The sequence below is a fragment of the Pseudomonas sp. N-137 genome (assembly GCF_034555295.1).
Taxonomy (GTDB): Bacteria; Pseudomonadota; Gammaproteobacteria; order Pseudomonadales; family Pseudomonadaceae; genus Aquipseudomonas; species Aquipseudomonas rhizophila.
Genome location: NZ_JAXUDQ010000018.1, coordinates 225,268 through 241,327 on the forward strand (window position 1 = coordinate 225,268; position 16,060 = coordinate 241,327).

At 59.5% G+C, this 16,060-nt stretch carries 18 protein-coding genes; 7 read left to right on the plus strand and 11 right to left on the minus strand.

The annotated features are described in order from the left end of the window. The first annotated feature begins 34 nt into the window (after positions 1 to 34). A complete protein-coding gene (gene cfaB / locus T3A99_RS15940) occupies positions 35 to 1,222 on the plus strand; it encodes a C17 cyclopropane fatty acid synthase CfaB (RefSeq protein ID WP_047226679.1) in 1,188 nt (395 codons plus the stop codon). Positions 1,223 to 1,237: 15 nt separating this feature from the next. Here the strand turns inward: cfaB and cls are convergent, their stop codons facing one another. Continuing rightward, complete coding sequence (cls, locus tag T3A99_RS15945) at positions 1,238 to 2,677, minus strand: cardiolipin synthase (RefSeq protein ID WP_047226680.1); 1,440 nt, start codon at positions 2,675 to 2,677, stop codon at positions 1,238 to 1,240. A gap of 141 nt (positions 2,678 to 2,818) precedes the next feature. Here cls and T3A99_RS15950 point away from each other — a divergent pair, with 141 nt between their 5' ends. Continuing rightward, a complete protein-coding gene (locus tag T3A99_RS15950; protein WP_047226681.1) occupies positions 2,819 to 3,340 on the plus strand; it encodes a DUF3617 domain-containing protein in 522 nt (173 codons plus the stop codon). A 105-nt stretch (positions 3,341 to 3,445) separates the two neighbouring features. On the opposite strand, the gene T3A99_RS15955 is transcribed toward T3A99_RS15950, so the two are convergent. The 5 genes from T3A99_RS15955 to T3A99_RS15975 form a co-directional block, all read right to left on the minus strand. Then, complete coding sequence (locus T3A99_RS15955; RefSeq protein WP_047226682.1) at positions 3,446 to 4,321, minus strand: metal ABC transporter substrate-binding protein; 876 nt, start codon at positions 4,319 to 4,321, stop codon at positions 3,446 to 3,448. A gap of 11 nt (positions 4,322 to 4,332) precedes the next feature. Next, the gene (locus tag T3A99_RS15960) at positions 4,333 to 5,199 is read right to left on the minus strand and encodes a metal ABC transporter permease (protein ID WP_047226683.1); all 867 of its coding nucleotides are present in this window, start codon (positions 5,197 to 5,199) and stop codon (positions 4,333 to 4,335) included. Continuing rightward, the gene (locus tag T3A99_RS15965) at positions 5,199 to 5,867 is read right to left on the minus strand and encodes a metal ABC transporter ATP-binding protein (protein ID WP_047226684.1); all 669 of its coding nucleotides are present in this window, start codon (positions 5,865 to 5,867) and stop codon (positions 5,199 to 5,201) included. The genes T3A99_RS15960 and T3A99_RS15965 overlap by 1 nt, the downstream gene beginning before the upstream one ends. Continuing rightward, positions 5,864 to 6,760 carry a GTP cyclohydrolase FolE2 gene (gene folE2 / locus T3A99_RS15970; RefSeq protein WP_047226685.1) on the minus strand — a complete coding sequence of 299 codons (897 nt, stop codon included), beginning with the start codon at positions 6,758 to 6,760 and terminating at the stop codon, positions 5,864 to 5,866. Before folE2 ends, T3A99_RS15965 begins: the two co-directional genes overlap by 4 nt. Positions 6,761 to 6,887: 127 nt before the next feature. Then, positions 6,888 to 7,280 carry a glutamine synthetase gene (locus T3A99_RS15975; RefSeq protein WP_080962874.1) on the minus strand — a complete coding sequence of 131 codons (393 nt, stop codon included), beginning with the start codon at positions 7,278 to 7,280 and terminating at the stop codon, positions 6,888 to 6,890. A gap of 163 nt (positions 7,281 to 7,443) precedes the next feature. Between T3A99_RS15975 and zigA the strand changes: the two genes are divergently transcribed. Both zigA and T3A99_RS15985 read left to right on the plus strand, forming a co-directional pair. Beyond that, positions 7,444 to 8,652, plus strand: coding sequence for a zinc metallochaperone GTPase ZigA (gene zigA, locus T3A99_RS15980; protein ID WP_322834554.1), 1,209 nt, complete (start codon positions 7,444 to 7,446; stop codon positions 8,650 to 8,652). Beyond that, complete coding sequence (locus T3A99_RS15985) at positions 8,652 to 9,302, plus strand: DUF1826 domain-containing protein (RefSeq protein WP_322834555.1); 651 nt, start codon at positions 8,652 to 8,654, stop codon at positions 9,300 to 9,302. Before zigA ends, T3A99_RS15985 begins: the two co-directional genes overlap by 1 nt. On the opposite strand, the gene T3A99_RS15990 is transcribed toward T3A99_RS15985, so the two are convergent. After that, the gene (locus T3A99_RS15990) at positions 9,299 to 9,652 is read right to left on the minus strand and encodes a hypothetical protein (RefSeq protein ID WP_047226688.1); all 354 of its coding nucleotides are present in this window, start codon (positions 9,650 to 9,652) and stop codon (positions 9,299 to 9,301) included. The genes T3A99_RS15985 and T3A99_RS15990 overlap by 4 nt on opposite strands. Positions 9,653 to 9,679: 27 nt before the next feature. Between T3A99_RS15990 and T3A99_RS15995 the strand changes: the two genes are divergently transcribed. Continuing rightward, positions 9,680 to 10,645 carry a CobW-like GTP-binding protein gene (locus T3A99_RS15995; protein ID WP_322834556.1) on the plus strand — a complete coding sequence of 322 codons (966 nt, stop codon included), beginning with the start codon at positions 9,680 to 9,682 and terminating at the stop codon, positions 10,643 to 10,645. A 12-nt stretch (positions 10,646 to 10,657) separates the two neighbouring features. Here the strand turns inward: T3A99_RS15995 and T3A99_RS16000 are convergent, their stop codons facing one another. Further along, on the minus strand, positions 10,658 to 11,080 hold the full coding sequence (locus T3A99_RS16000; protein WP_047226690.1) for a DUF3301 domain-containing protein: 423 nt from the start codon (positions 11,078 to 11,080) through the stop codon (positions 10,658 to 10,660). 119 nt (positions 11,081 to 11,199) lie between these two features. Here T3A99_RS16000 and pdxY point away from each other — a divergent pair, with 119 nt between their 5' ends. Next, complete coding sequence (pdxY, locus tag T3A99_RS16005) at positions 11,200 to 12,072, plus strand: pyridoxal kinase PdxY (protein ID WP_322834557.1); 873 nt, start codon at positions 11,200 to 11,202, stop codon at positions 12,070 to 12,072. A 39-nt stretch (positions 12,073 to 12,111) separates the two neighbouring features. On the opposite strand, the gene T3A99_RS16010 is transcribed toward pdxY, so the two are convergent. Beyond that, positions 12,112 to 12,597 carry an acyl-CoA thioesterase gene (locus T3A99_RS16010; protein ID WP_047226692.1) on the minus strand — a complete coding sequence of 162 codons (486 nt, stop codon included), beginning with the start codon at positions 12,595 to 12,597 and terminating at the stop codon, positions 12,112 to 12,114. A gap of 255 nt (positions 12,598 to 12,852) precedes the next feature. Between T3A99_RS16010 and T3A99_RS16015 the strand changes: the two genes are divergently transcribed. Beyond that, positions 12,853 to 14,616, plus strand: coding sequence for a cation:proton antiporter (locus T3A99_RS16015; RefSeq protein WP_173406382.1), 1,764 nt, complete (start codon positions 12,853 to 12,855; stop codon positions 14,614 to 14,616). 22 nt (positions 14,617 to 14,638) lie between these two features. Here T3A99_RS16015 and T3A99_RS16020 read toward each other — a convergent pair whose 3' ends face one another. After that, complete coding sequence (locus T3A99_RS16020) at positions 14,639 to 15,046, minus strand: SMI1/KNR4 family protein (RefSeq protein ID WP_003187120.1); 408 nt, start codon at positions 15,044 to 15,046, stop codon at positions 14,639 to 14,641. 138 nt (positions 15,047 to 15,184) lie between these two features. Then, positions 15,185 to 16,060 carry a Tim44 domain-containing protein gene (locus tag T3A99_RS16025; RefSeq protein WP_047226694.1) on the minus strand — a complete coding sequence of 292 codons (876 nt, stop codon included), beginning with the start codon at positions 16,058 to 16,060 and terminating at the stop codon, positions 15,185 to 15,187.

Genomic DNA, 16,060 nt, shown 5'->3' on the forward strand with positions numbered 1-16,060 from the left:
TCATTTCAGTCGTCTGAAACAAGGGGGATATCTCATGCTCGCGCAACTTCCACCGGCCTTACAGAATCTGCATTTACCGCTTCGGCTGCGGCTCTGGGACGGCCATGAGTTTACGTTGGGTGCCGACCCTAGCGTCACGATCGTGGTCAAGGACCCACAAATGGTCGCGCAATTCACCCACCCCAGTCTGAACGCGCTGGGTGCGGCGTTTGTAGAAGGCAAGCTGGAACTCGAAGGTTCGATCAACGAAGTCATTCGCGTCTGTGATGAACTGAGTCAGGCGCTGATGGAAGACGATGGCGCGAATCAACCCGTGCGTTCAGTTCATGACAAGGAAACCGACGCCAAAGCGATTTCCTATCATTACGACCTTTCCAACGCGTTCTATCAGCTGTGGCTCGACAGCGACATGGCTTATTCCTGTGCCTATTTCGAGACCGGTAGCGAAACCCTCGAACAAGCCCAGCAAGCCAAATTCCGCCATCTGTGTCGCAAACTGCGTCTGCAACCCGGTGATTATCTGCTGGATGTGGGGTGCGGATGGGGTGGTTTGGCCCGTTACGCTGCCCGGGAATTCGGCGCCAGGGTCTTCGGCATTACCCTCAGCCAGGCGCAACTGACCCTCGCTCGGGAACGGGTCAAGGCGCAGGGGTTGGAGGATCAAGTGGAGTTGCAGTTGCTCGACTATCGGGACCTGCCCCAGGACGGTCGCTTCGACAAGGTGGTCAGCGTCGGCATGTTCGAGCATGTCGGTCATGCCAATCTCCAGCAGTACTGCAAAACGCTTTTCGGCGCGGTTCGCGAGGGTGGCTTGGTGATGAACCATGGCATCACCGCCAAGCACACTGATGGCCGCCCGGTCGGACGTGGCGCGGGCGAGTTCATTGAGAAGTATGTGTTCCCCAATGGCGAGCTGCCGCACCTGTCGATGATTTCCGCCCAGATCAGCGAAGCGGGGTTGGAGATTGTCGATGTGGAAAGCCTGCGCATGCATTACGCCCGCACGCTCGATCATTGGAGTGAGCGGCTGGAAGACAACCTTGAGGCCGCCGCCAAAGAAGTGCCGGAGCAAGCGCTGCGGATCTGGCGGCTTTATCTGGCCGGATGCGCCTACGCATTCGCCAAGGGGTGGATCAACCTGCACCAGATCCTGGCGGTGAAGACGCACGCCGATGGCAGCCATGAATTGCCCTGGACTCGCGACGACATCTATACCCCTTGATCAGATGTGTGCCACTTAGAGTATCGGGGAAATAAGCCGGGCGATCCGCATGCCGATCTTCTGCAGGCGGTGGGTCTCCCGGCTTTCCTGTTTGTCTATTTCCAGCGCTTGGGCGAAGTCGTCCTCGAGCATCTGCTCGACCTGAGTGGCGAACGAAATATCCACGGTCAGTAGCATCACCTCGAAGTTGAGCCGGAACGAACGATTGTCCAGGTTGGCGCTGCCGATGGCGCTGATTTCCCGGTCAATCAGCACGACTTTCTGGTGCAGGAAGCCCGGCTCATAACGAAACACCCGCACGCCGGCCCGTACGGCTTCGAACGCGTACAGGCTCGACGCCGCGTAGACGACCTTATGGTCCGGGCGTGAGGGCAGCAAGATGCGCACGTCTACCCCGCGCAATACCGCCAGGCGCAACGCAGCGAATACCGCTTCATCAGGAATGAAGTACGGCGTGGTGATCCAGACACGTTCGCTGGCCGCATGGATCGCTTCGACAAAAAACAGTGAACAGGTTTCGTACGCGTCGGCCGGGCCGCTGGCCAGCAACTGGCAGAGTACGCCATCATCCGGGTACGCGTCCGGCAGGATGAGCGGCGGCAATGAGCGGGCCGCCCAGAACCAGTCTTCAGCAAACGACTCTTGCATGCTCGCCACGACGGGCCCGCGTACTTCCACATGGGTATCGCGCCATGGCGCCAAGGGCGGCTTTTCACCCATGTACTCATCGCCCACGTTATGGCCGCCAACGAAACCCAAGACGCCGTCCACCGCGACGATTTTGCGATGGTTGCGAAAATTGACCTGGAATCGGTTGAGCCAGCCGCTACGGGTGGCGAAGGCTTTGACATGGACCCCACCATCACGCAAAGCCTGGACGTAGCGGTGGGGCAGGGAATGGCTGCCAATGCGGTCATACAGCAGATACACCGCAACACCTTCGGCGGCTTTCTTCAGGAGCAGCGTTTTCAGACGTTGACCGAGGCGGTCGTCGTGGATGATGAAAAACTGAATCAGCACGGCTTCCCGGGCACTCTCAATGGCCTCGAAAATCGCCTCGAATGTGGCGAAGCCATTGATGAGCAAGCGCACCTGGTTGTTCGCCAGGCACGGCGTGCGGCCCAGCTTGGGCATCGCCCGTAACGAGGCGTAGGCCTCAGAGGCGCGGGCGGCGAGGGCTTCTTCGACCCATGGCCGCCAGTTCAGCTCGGAAACCGCTTTGCGCATTTCTTCGTTGGCTTGCCGGCGCGCCTTGATATAGCCGTCGAACGTGCTCCGGCCGAAAACCAGGTAGGGAATCAATGTCAGGTAGGGGATAAATACCAACGACAGGGCCCAGGCGATGGAACCCTGAGCGGTACGCACCGTAAGCACCGCGTGAACGGCGGCGATGGAACCCAGAGTGTGAAGCAGTGCGATCAGGTAACCGAAAACATGCGGGCCGAAGTAATCCATGGGGCAGCCTTGCTCCTGAAGTTTCAATGCTTAACAGACCATGTTCCACGACGGATGTCGCTAATTAATTCACTCCTGCCGAGCCTGAACCGAAGCCTGTGGGAGACGTCTAACGGCCACCTGTCCTCTGGAGTGCTTGTGATGAAAGTTTGTCTGCTGGGTTTGGCCCTGACGATTGGTTTGTCGGTTTCTGTGGCGGCTCAGGCGCAGATGCTTCAACCAGGGTTGTGGGAACTGACTACAAGCAATATGAAGGTCGACAACCAGAATCTGCCGGACCTGCAACTGATTCTTGGCCAACTGCAAAACCAGATCACCCCGGAGCAACGGGCGATGCTGGAAAAGCAGGGCATCACCATGGGTGGCAAGGGTATTCGCGTATGCCTGACCCCGGAGCAGGTCCAGACCAATGACATTCCGCTGCAAGACCCGCAATCGGGGTGCAAGCAGCAGATCACCGAGCGCACCGGCAATCAGTGGAAGTTTCGTTTCAGTTGTCCGAAAGCCCAAGGCAATGGGGTGGCAACATTCCAGAGTGATCGGGAATTCACTACGGCGGTGAACGGCACATTCAATGCCACCGGTATCCAGCAGAACGGCAGCCTGGACACTCGCGCCGTGTGGCTGGGGCAGGATTGCGGGACGGTCAAGCCGAGGGCTTGAATCCAGCTCTGGCGTACATGACCTGGTTGATCTGTGGCAGCAAGGCTCGTGCGCGTCGCGAGCAAGCTTTGCTCCCACGGAAGTTCGTTCAAGGGCGCTTGCAAATCATGGCCGGCGCAACGCGTCGTACAACGTATTCAGGTTGTACTCGAACAGCCCGATGAAAGAACTGGCCGGTCCGCTGGCCGCCAGCGCATCGGAGTACAGCGTGCCGCCGATGTGCGCACCGCTTTCAGCCGCTATCTGCTTGAGCAGGCGCGCGTCCTTGATGTTCTCCATGAACACGGCTTTTACTTTTGCTTGGCGTATCTGGGTAATCAGCGCCGCGACATCGGCGGCCGAGGGCTCCCGTTCAGTGGACAGCCCCTGGGGCGCGATAAACTCAATGCCATAGGCCTGTCCCAGGTAGCCGAAGGCATCGTGGGACGTCACGATCCTGCGATTGCCCGGTGGCAAGGCACCAAGCTTGGCCTTGGCATCGGCGAGCAGCGCATAGATCTTTTTCAGATACGCCTGGCTGTTACGTTCGTAGTCGGCCTGGTGGGCCGGGTCGGCGGCTTCCAGCGCCTTGGTGATGTTCCTGACGTACAGCTCGGCGTTTGCCAGGTTATGCCAGGCATGCGGGTCGGGGACGGTCTCGCCCTCTTCATCCAGCGAACGAGGAATAACGCCGCGACTGGCGCTGATCACCGGTGCGCTGGTTTCGGTGCTGGTGACCAGGCGATCCAGCCACGGTTCAAAACCCAGACCATTCTTGATGATCAGTTTGGCGCTGAGCAACGCCTTGGCGTCGTCTGGCGTGGGTTCGTAAGTGTGAGCATCCGCGTCCGGCCCCACCAGGTTGGTGATCTGGATATGCTCGCCGCCGACCTCTTGGGTCATGTCGGCAAGGATGCTGAAGCTGGTCACCACTTGGAGCTTTTCGGCTGCAGACGTGGATAAGGACAGCATCAGACTGAACAGCACGAGCAGAACGCGCATCGGGAAACACCTCATTGGGATGTGAGTAAAGGCGGGCGACGCAGCAAACCGTGCACCGGACCGAACACTACGGACAGCAGATACAACGCGCCCGCCACCAGTACGATGGCCGGCCCGCTGGGTAGCGAGAAGTGGAATGACAACAGCAGTCCGAGCCACACCGACACACATCCAAGCAGCGCCGCGACTCCCATCAGAACCGGCAAACGGCGGCTCCAGAATCGTGAAGCGGCAGCCGGCAACATCATCAAACCGACCACCATCAGTGCACCGATGGCCTGGAAGCCGATGACCAGATTCAGCACGACCAAGGTCAGAAATACGCCATGGGCCAGTGGGCCCAGCCGACTGACGGTTTGCAGGAAAAGAGGGTCCAGGGTGTCGAGCAACAGCGGTCGGTAAATCAGCGCCATCGCGAGCAGGCTGACCCCCGAAACCCAGAGCATGCCGGTAAGTGTCGGGCCATCTACCGCCAGCGCGGAGCCGAACAACAGGTGCAGCAAGTCCAGGCGTTTGCCGGCCATACCAAGAATCAACACACCGGCGGCCAGGGAAATGGGATAGATCGCCGCAAGGCTGGCGTCTTCCCGCAGACCGGTGCGACGGGTAATCCAGGCTGCCACCCCGGCCATGCTCAAGCCTGCACCGAGTCCGCCCAGCGTCAGGGCTGGCAGGCTCAGCCCGGCAAACCAGAAACCCAGTGCGGCTCCGGGCAAGATGCCATGAGCGACGGCGTCGCCTATCAGGCTCATGCGTCGCAGAATCAAAAACACCCCAAGCGGTGCCGTGCTGCACGCCAATACCAGGCCGCCCAGCAGCGCCCGGCGCATGAAGACAAATTCCTGAAAGGGTTGCCAGAGATGGGTGGCCGCGAGCATCAGGCCACCTGCGTGAGGGGTTGTTGGGTAATCAAATCGACACTGCGGCCCAGCGTGCAACCGGCCTGGCTGACCAATAGTGTATGAGGAATATGTTGGCGCACCGCAGCGAGATCATGACAAACCACCACCAGGGTGCGGCCTTCGGCATGCCAGCCGTGAAGGTGTTTCCACAGTAGCGCCTGGCCTTGTTCGTCGAGGGCGGCGTGGGGTTCGTCGAGCAACAGCAGGGGCGCTTCAGCCAAACTCAAACGGGCGAGAAGGGCGCGTTGCAACTCGCCTCCCGACAACGCCATTAAGGAGCGATGCTCCAGGCCATCCAACGCCCAGTCTTGCAGTACGGCTTTCAAGCGATGGCGGCGCATCGCTGGCGTGTGCCTGCTCCCCCAGGATCCCGCCGCCACCAGCTCTTGCAAGCTGATCGGAAATTGCCGATCCAGATGTTGCTGTTGCGCCAGAAACGAGACGCTGCCGCGACGTGGAACATCCAGCACGACTTTGCCGGATAGGGGTTTTTGCAGGCCCGCCAGCACTTTCAGCAGGCTGCTTTTGCCCGCACCGTTGGCTCCGACGATGGCCGTCAGGCTTCCCGCCGGCCGCTCTATGTTCAACGGGGGTGTGAGGGGGTGGCCCGGGGCGCCCCAGCGCAATGACTGGCAACGAATCACAGTGCCTCCCTGACCCAACGGCTTTGTGCCACAGCGTCATGGGCATGCAAACTTTCGGCGTGCACCACTCGCACATCGAGGCTGGCGATATCGGGGGATCGCCTCAAAGCCATGCTCAGCCGCCGCGCGGCGTCTTCACAGAACATTAGGTTTTGACCATTGGCGAGGGCGAAGGCTTGTTCGTCTGCCCGTTTCACGGCGGTTTGTACGGCCGTGCCCAGGGCTGCTTCGGCTTCGTTGATGAGCGACAGCAGCGGCAATTCGTCGACGTCGCTGTTCAGTCTCAGCTTCACCGTGGCCGTGCTGCGTTGACTGTGAGGCGTGGCGAGGATGCCTTTTGATGAGCCTAGCCAAGCCAGGACTCCGGCGTGCTCGAGCGCTTTATTGGCAAAGTCGTCTACAAATTGCTGCTGGATTAACTGACGAGCGAGCGCGGCCGAGCAAGGGCAGGTGGACGAGTAGGCAATCTGAATGGTCAGTTCCACGTGGAACACATCATTTTTCAGGTGGGCCTCGATGCTGACCGGATAGCGCTTCCAGCCAGCCAGTGGGCTGACTAGCGCAGGGCGCTTGAACAGTAGATCGGTACAAATGCTCAGCGAGGCGGCGTCGGACAGACCGGCGTGACTGTCGAGGAATTGCTGGAGGATTCGGCGTAACAGCATGGGAGACAGCGCTGCGCTTTCGAGCAGCTCCAGCGCCAGATACAAGCGTGACATATGGATGCCTCGGGCTTCACCGTCGTCAAGGCTGACACCGGCATCAGCGATCGCGTTAAGACGCTGACCGTCGATCAATACGGGTACCGCGATGCCGCACATGCCTACCCAGTCAAGGGGCAAGGCCTGGCGCGAAGCCTGCGCGGCAACGTCCGGCAGAGTGAACGCATTCATATTCAAGGTCCGTCATAGGTACACCACAAACGTTATACTATAACAGTGTGTTCGACGAGCACTAGTTCATGAACGCAGTTTCATTTTGCTGGGTGTGAGGGCTTTTCGTACCGTTCCACGTGAAACATCAGCGTGGTGCGTCCTGGCAACCGCTTATGCGTCCGCATAAAAATTTCCCAGTGCTTCCACCCGAGCTCGAGAAACGGTTGAGTGTCGTCCAACCTACGCGCCGGCTGTATCCCACCCAGGTCTCTCCGTCAGAAGCTATTCCGGTAAAGAACGTCAGCTGGCCATAGCGGCTAGTGGTTTGTGCCCAATAGCGGCGGCCATTTACTTCAAATCCACGGAGATGCAGGGTGTTTCCGGCCGTCATGACGCTGTAGGCATTACCTTGCCCATCGACACAGGCCAGTAAATTCGCGCTGCGAGTGCAGTTTGCCAACATAGGGCTCTGGGCTGAAGCATCTAGCGCCAATAGCAGCATCGGGCTTGCGAATACGAATTTCAGAAAACTGCGCATGTTTTTTACTTCAGACCGGTTGAGCCGAGAGGCTGGTTAAATGTTGTTGTTATACTATAACATTAAAAAGGCTTAGACCTTGAACCGAACCCAAGCCTGAAGAAAAGAGCCGCGACATGCATTCAACCGCATCAGCGCGGCCCGCCCGATGAGGATATACCTGGTGCCCAATCGTCTCCCTGTAACCGTGCTGTCCGGATTTCTCGGCGCCGGTAAAAGCACACTGCTCAATTACGTCCTGCGCAATCGCGACAACCTGCGCGTCGCGGTGATCGTCAACGATATGAGCGAGATCAACATCGATGGCAGCGAAGTCCAGCGAGATGTCACCCTAAGCCGGTCTGAAGAGAAACTAGTGGAGATGAGTAACGGCTGCATTTGCTGCACGTTGCGTGAAGACCTGCTGGAAGAAGTCGGCCAGCTCGCCAGGGAAGGCCGTTTCGACTATCTGCTGATCGAGTCCACGGGGATTTCCGAACCCTTGCCGGTGGCGGAAACCTTTACTTTTCGTGATGAACAAGGCCGCAGCCTGGCCGATGTGGCACGGCTGGACACGATGGTGACAGTGGTCGATGGGGTCAATTTCCTGCTGGATTTCCAGGCGGCCGAAAGCCTCGCTTCACGCGGCGAAACCCTGGGGGAGGAGGATGAGCGTTCCATTACTGATCTGTTGATTGAGCAGATCGAGTTCGCCGATGTGATTCTGATCAGCAAAATCGACCTGATTGGCCGTCACGAACGGGAGGAGTTGATCGCGATTCTGGAACGGCTCAACGCCCAGGCGCAGATCATTCCCATGGTCATGGGCCAAGTACCGCTGGAAAAGATCCTCGACACAGGCCTCTTCGACTTCGAGCGCGCGGCTCAAGCACCGGGCTGGCTGCAGGAACTGCGCGGTGAGCACGTGCCCGAAACCGAAGAATACGGCATCGCTTCGACAGCTTACCGGGCGCGCCGGCCGTTTCATCCCCAGCGTTTTTTCAGTTTTATCGACCGTCCGTGGACCAATGGCAAGCTCCTGCGCTCCAAGGGCTTCTTCTGGCTGGCCAGCAAACATGAGGAAGCGGGCAGTTGGTCCCAGGCCGGCGGCTTGATGCGACATGGATTCGCCGGGCGCTGGTGGCGGTTCGTGCCGAAAAGCCAATGGCCGCAAGATGAGGAAAGCAGCGCAGCCATCCTGAAAAACTGGCTTCCCACCACCGGTGATTGCCGGCAGGAGCTGGTATTCATCGGCCAGAATATCGACTTCACGCAACTGACCGCCGAGCTGGATGCTTGTCTGCTCAGTGACGCGGAAATGGCCCTGGGTGTCGACAGTTGGCGTTTGCTGCCGGATCCGTTCGGCCCTTGGCATGACGAGGCGGCAGCGTGATGCTGGCGCCCAATCCGAAGCGGGAAGTGCCGGTACGCCAGGTTCAGGGCGATACCCCGCGGATCCTGACGCACATTCTGGACGACGATACCAACCTGGCTGTCTGGCAACGTCAACTGCCGGCGCACATCAGCGATTTTGCGGCAATGGTGCTTTCCATGGATCAGCCTCTGGCCGAATCGCGGGTGCTCGACCTGCCGCACGAGGACGCGCAACCGGCACTGGACGGTCTCGCCGCAGGCTTTGGCGATCTGCATGGCTATGAAGGCTTCATCACCGATGTCTCCTGGCTGGTCAGTGCGTTTGCCTGCCTGCTGGGCGCCAAACGTGTCGGTCTGCGCCTGCGAACGCTGGACAAGGCCATGTGCCCGCGTTTTCACGTCGACCATGTGCCGGTACGGCTGATCACCACGTACGCTGGCGCGGGCAGCCAGTGGCTAAAGGAAGGTGTGATGGATCGTCGATGTCTGGGGCAACCTGACGCTGAACCGGGTGACCCGCATGCGGTTCAGCAGTTTGCCTGTGGCGATGTGGCGCTGCTCAAAGGCGAGAAGTGGCATGGTAATGAGGGCATGGGCATGATCCATCGCTCGCCGCAGCTGGCGCCGGGGGAGCGGCGATTGATCCTGACTCTGGACTGGCTCGCTTAAGGTTTGAGCCAGTTGCCCTGACTTTGTCCTTCACAGAACGGCTGCAAATAGGCCGCATCGCTGGCTACGCCGTAATAGTGAATATCCTGGCGGTAGGGCATATTGGCGACCTGGGCATTGCTGCAGATGCCAAACGCGCCGCCAGGGCATTGATCGACGTACTGTACCTCGACTTTTTGTCCGGCAAGGTTTGGCTGGCAGAAGCCGTCGGCGAACAGTTTCTGCGGAATATTGCGGTTCTGCTGGCAGACTTTTACATCGAGCCGTTCTGCCTGGCTATGCACGACACAAGCCTGGGCCAGCGCCTGGTTCGACGTCAGCGCCAATAAAAAACAGCCAATCAACCGCATGTTCACCTCCCTCGAAAGCCGCCGATTATGTTGCAGAACATTCCCACCCACGTCATCGCAGGCCCTTTGGGGGCTGGCAAGACCAGCCTGATCAAGCAATTGCTGGCGCAGCGCCCGGCGAATGAGCGCTGGGCGGTGCTGATCAACGAGTTTGGTCAAATCGGCCTGGACGCGGCGTTGCTGACCCAGACTGCCGATGGTATCGCACTGGGCGAAGTGGCCGGGGGCTGTTTGTGTTGCGTCAACGGCGCGCCATTTCAGATCGGCCTCGCTCGTTTACTGCGCAAGGCGCGCCCGGATCGACTGTTTATCGAGCCCTCCGGCCTGGGCCATCCGGCGCAGTTGATGCGGCAACTGAACGAAACGCCATGGCTCGGCGTGCTGGCGGTTCAGCCTTGCGTGTTGGTGCTCGATGCCCGAGCGATGGCGGATGGCACGCCGTTGCCCGACGCGCAACGGCAAACTCTGGCCGATGCAGGGTTGGTGGTGCTGAACAAATCCGAGCACTTGAGCGAAACCGAACGCCTGGGCATCACCGCGCAACTGCCGGAGATTGCCCTGTACTGGACCCGACAGGCAGCCTTGCCGATCGATCGGCTGCCAGGTCTTGCGGCTCGCGGAAGCGGGATTGTGGCTAACGTGAGTCTGCCCAGGGAGGTGGGACAGATGCCGGCCGTCTGGACCGACCCGACATCGCCCATCTGCCTGTATCAGCAACAGGAAGGCGGCTGGAGTATTGGCTGGCGCTGGCATCCGAGTCAGCGACTGGACACGGCGACGTTGACGCGCTGCCTGCAAGGCTGGGGCTGGAAGCGGGCGAAGATGGTTATCCACAGCGCCGATGGCTGGGTTTCAGCCAATGCGCTGGAGGGCGCGACGCTGCGGTGGCAGGCCAGCGAGTGGCGCCAGGACTCACGAATCGAATTGATTTTTGATGAGCCTCAAGACGTGGCAGCGCTGCAAGCCGGCCTGGCTAACTGTCGGTGCCCGTGAGTCAGCCTTGCTTCAAGGCTTCCATTTGTTGTGTTCCTGGCGCCACTGACTCAACTCGATGACTTCGGCCCTGGGCCTGGTCTGGACCGGTTCGATCGGTGTCGGCGCTGACTCTTCGAACGGCATTGGGTAAGGCGCCAGCTCGATTTGCGCGCTGTGGGCCCCGAACTGGGTAATGGTGCCCGAATGGCGCGATTCACCCGTGACGGTGAATTCGAAGTTATAGATACGGGCCAGGCGCCGGCGTCCGCTGGCGTCTTTGACGAACCCAATCTTTTTCAGCGCCACGTTGCCGTCCAGCAGCTCGATCTTGAGGTTGGCGCAATGTTGCATGACCCTCGCCAACGCTCGTTCGCGCAAACCATGGTTGTGCCACAGCCAGGCGCCGGCGGTAGCCAACAGCATCAGCACGAAAATATTTCCAAGGGTCAGCATGAACGAAGTGCTCCTACAAGTTGCTGTCAGCTTAACTGTGTCCCCGGTCTGTCGTACAGGTTGCGTTTAGTCGCATACTGCGCGGCTTGAATTTCATTCGTTTTACGGAAACATCCCGCATGAAACGTACCCCTCATCTGCTTGCCATCCAGTCCCACGTGGTCTTCGGTCACGCCGGTAACAGCGCTTCAGTCTTTCCGATGCAACGGGTGGGGGTGAACGTGTGGCCGCTCAACACCGTACAATTTTCCAATCACACTCAGTACGGACAGTGGACCGGCGACGTGCTTGCCTCTGAGCAGATACCGGCATTGGTAGAGGGGATCGCCGCAATCGGCGAGCTGGGCAATTGTGACGCGGTGTTGTCCGGTTACCTGGGCAGCGCCGCCCAAGGGCAGGCGATTCTGGCGGGCGTGGCGCGAATCAAGGCGTGCAATCCCAAGGCAATTTATTTGTGTGATCCGGTCATGGGGCATCCGGAGAAGGGTTGCATCGTGGCGCCCGAGGTGAGCGATTTTCTCCTGGAGGAAGCGGCTGGTGTGGCGGACATCATGTGCCCGAACCAGCTGGAGCTGGACAGTTTTTCGGGACGCAAGGCGCAGTCGCTGCTGGACTGCCTGGCCATGGCTCGCGCGCTCCTGACCCGCGGACCCAAAGCGATACTCGTCAAACACCTGGCCTATCCGGGCAAGCCCGAGGACAGCTTCGAAATGTTGTTGGTAACCGCCGACGGTAGCTGGCACCTGCGTCGTCCATTACTCGCATTCCCTCGTCAGCCGGTGGGGGTGGGAGACTTGACCTCGGGGCTGTTCCTGGCGCGAGTGGTGCTGGGAGACAGCCTGGTGGCGGCGCTCGAATTCACTGCCGCAGCCGTACATGAAGTACTGCTGGAAACCCAGGCGTGTGCCAGTTACGAGCTGGAACTGGTACGCGCCCAGGACCGGATCACCCATCCGAGGGTAGGGTTCGAAGCTGTACCGATCAGCCTCTGATCAACGCGAATCCCTGTGGGTGCGAGCCGGGCGGATCTGTTAAGGGCCGTCGGCTTTGATTTCCTGATAGCGCCTCTCCAGCTCCTGGCGAATTTGCCGACGCTGCTGGGCTTGTTCGTAACGGCGTTTTTCTTCGCTGTTCTGCGGTTGCAATGGCGGGACGGCGGCGGGTTTGCGCTGATCGTCCACCGCAACCATGGTGAAGAAGCAGCTGTTGGTGTGGCGCACCGAGCGTTCACGAATGTTTTCGGTCACGACTTTGATGCCCACTTCCATTGACGTGTTACCGGTGTAGTTCACCGACGCCAGAAACGTCACCAGCTCGCCGACATGAATCGGCTCGCGGAAAATCACCTGGTCAACCGACAGCGTCACTACATAGCGCCCGGCGTAGCGGCTGGCGCAGGCGTAGGCGACTTCGTCGAGGTACTTGAGCAGGGTGCCGCCATGCACATTGCCAGAGAAGTTGGCCATATCGGGGGTCATCAGCACCGTCATCGACAGCTGGGCGTTTCCGGGTTCCATAACGTACTCACGGTTCAAGGCAGCAATTTCGGGAGTGCACCTCTGCGGGTGCTGGAAGGTTTTCAAACTACCAGTATCGGGACGCTGCGCCTGTGGCTGCCGTCACGCCCCGGTGGATCTGTTTCCATATATTGCACTGTCTTTTTGTCGGAAGTCGCGGTGGTACCCTTCAAAAGCCCCTTGCGAGGGTATTTCCTACAAAGGAAACGGACTCGTCCAGCTCTGTGATGAGTCATATGAACAGGGAGCCCCACCATGCATGCCATCAGTTTTATTCAAGACCTGGCGATCATCATGATGGCAGCGGGGCTGGTCACGGTACTCTTTCATCGTTTCAAACAACCCGTGGTGCTGGGTTACATCGTTGCAGGCTTCATCATCGGCCCGCATACGCCGCCTTTCGGTTTTATCCACGACGAAGAGACGATCAGGACCCTGGCCGAGTTGGGGGTCATCTTCCTCATGTTTTATCTGGGCCTGGAGTTCAGCCTGCGCAAGTTGTTCAAGGTGGGCGCCACGGCGTTCATCGCGGCGTTTCTCGAAATTGTGTTGATGATCTGGATCGGCTACGAAATCGGGCGCTGGTTCGACTGGAACACCATGGACTCGTTGTTCCTCGGGGCGATCCTGGCTATCTCCTCGACCACCATCATCGTCAAGGCTCTCAATGACCTGAAGATGAAGAACGAGCGCTTTGCGCAACTGATCTTCGGGGTCCTGATCGTCGAAGACATCCTGGGCATCGGCATTATCGCCTTGCTGTCGAGCATCGCTGTCAGCGGGACGGTCAGCTCCGGCGAAGTGTTCTCCACGGTCGGCAAATTGTCGTTATTCATGATTGTCGCCCTGGTGATCGGCATATTGCTGGTGCCCAGGCTGCTGGCTTACGTGGCGAAGTTCGACAGCGACGAGATGTTGCTGATCACCGTGCTGGGCCTGTGTTTCGGCTTTTGCCTGCTGGTGGTCAAGCTGGAATACAGCATGGTGCTGGGAGCGTTTCTGATCGGCGCGATCATGGCCGAGTCGCGGCAGTTGCTGAAAATCGAACGGCTGGTGGAGCCGGTACGCGACTTGTTCAGCGCAATCTTCTTCGTCGCCATCGGCCTGATGCTCGATCCGGTCATATTGCTCCAATACGCTTGGCCGATTGCCGTGATTACCGCCGCAGTGGTGCTGGGCAAGATGCTCTCTTGCGGCCTCGGTGCTTTTATTGCCGGCAACGACGGGAGGACCTCGCTGCGAGTCGGGATGGGCCTTTCGCAGATCGGCGAATTTTCCTTCATCATCGCATCGCTGGGGATGACCTTGCAGGTCACCAGCGATTTCCTTTATCCGGTAGCGGTCGCGGTTTCGGTACTGACCACTCTGCTGACCCCGTACCTGATCCGGGCCGCCGACCCTTTATCGGTCAGGCTGGCTGCCGTTATGCCACAACGGCTGTCGAGGGTACTGGGAATGTATGGCGAGTGGCTTCGCAGCATTCAACCCCAAGGGGAGGGGGCGCTGGTGGCCGCCATGATCCGGCGGATTTTGCTGCAGGTGGGCATCAATCTGGCGCTGGTCATCGCGATTTTTATCGCCGGTGGCTACTTTGCCGAACAGATGTCGGCCTACCTGCAAGCCTGGATCAGCGACCCGAGTTGGCACAAAGCACTGATCTGGGGCGGGGCGTTGTTGTTGTCGCTGCCGTTTTTGATTGCCGCGTATCGCAAGCTCAAGGCGTTGTCGATGCTGCTGGCGGAAATGGGCGTGAAGCCGGAGATGGCCGGCCGTCACACCCAGCGCGTGCGTCGAGTGATCGCAGAAGTGATCCCGATCCTCTCGCTGCTGATGATTTTCCTGCTCTTGGCAGCCTTGTCGGCCAGTATTCTGCCGACCAACAAGTTGCTGGTACTGATCGCGGTGGTGGCCACGGTCGTGGCGGCATTGCTCTGGCGCTGGTTCGTCCGCCTGCATACGCGGATGCAGGTGGCCTTGCTGGAGACCCTGGACAATCACAAGGAATCGTCCGGGCATTGACCGGCGGCGGGCGTGCGGCGGATCAGCTTTCCAGCCAGACGTCCCGGGCCCAGTGCCAGACCGATTCCCAGGTTTCTTCGGCAATCAGCTCTTCTTCGGCCTGCCACAACACCACGGTCCCGTCTTCTTCGACGCAGTAATAGTCGTCGCCGTCCTGGCAGATCGGGATCAGGCTACGGTCGACACCGGCATCCCAGGCGTTGGCGGCCACATCTGGCAGATAGGTGTGGGACTGCGGATCGGTGACGGTCACGGGTTCCAGGCTGCCGTAGACAACATCGCTGACTGTCAGCAAAAACTCTCTGAATACGAACGGAATATCGATGAACAGCTGCTCTTCGATCTCCACCAGCAAGTCTTCGTCAGGTAACTCCAGTGGAACCGGCACGGGTTCGTTGGCTTCACGCAATTGTTCGATGATTTCTTCCACGTCCGGGATCCTCTTTCTCGATGGCGCGGTTTATATGGAGCGGTTTATACAGTAGCTCGCTATAGATGCAACCGCGAAATAGAAAACCCCGGCCTGAGCCGGGGTTCTTTTATTTCAACATGCAAAACGCGCAGAGGTTCAACCGTTCTGGCGGATACCGGCCACCAGCCAAGGCTGGTCATCGCCCTGGGGACGTTCCATGTTCCAGCTTTCGCTGAACGCTTCGCCTTTGTCGAAGCGCGAGTCCTTCGACACACCGCTGAAGGTCAGGGTGGCGATGGTCTTGTCGGCGCGATCATCGACACCGTCCAGCTGTACTTGCAGATTGTCGATGTAGGTCGACTGGAAGCCATCGCCCAGTTCGGCCCGCTCGCGCTTGAGGAATTCCAGCAGTTGCGGGGTCACGAACTCAGAGATCTTGTCCATTTCGTTCGCATCCCAGTGTTGCTGCAGGGACATGAAATGGTTGCGCGCCGCTTCGATGAAGCGCTCTTCGTTGAACCAGGCTGGCGCATTGATCACCGGTCGAGCAGCCACCGGTGCTGCCGAACCGCCGAAGATCGAACCACTGGCCGGTTGCTGGTTGAACACCTCACGTTGCATCGGCGCATGACCGGCCGGAGCCAGTTGCTCCTGCTGCTTGCGACGACGGGCGGCAATGAAGCGGAAGACCAGGAAGGCGATGACCGCCATGATCAGGATGTCGAAGATTTGCATGCCCTGGAAGCCGTCGCCCATGAACATGGAGGCGAGCAGGCCACCGGCGGCGATGCCGGCCAGGGGGCCGAGCCAGCGCGAAGCACCGCTGGCTTTGGTGGCGGCGCCAGCCGCACCGGCCGCGCCCGCAGTAGCCGCGGTAGAGCCGGCCGCAGAGGACGGCGCCATCTGGCTGGTCTGGTGGGTCGGGGCAGCGCCCGAACTTTTACCACCGCCAAAGCGCTTGGCGGCATTGGCGTCGATGGCCATCGTCAGGCCGATGCACAACGCCATGGCGATGCTAAGAAAACGTTTCAT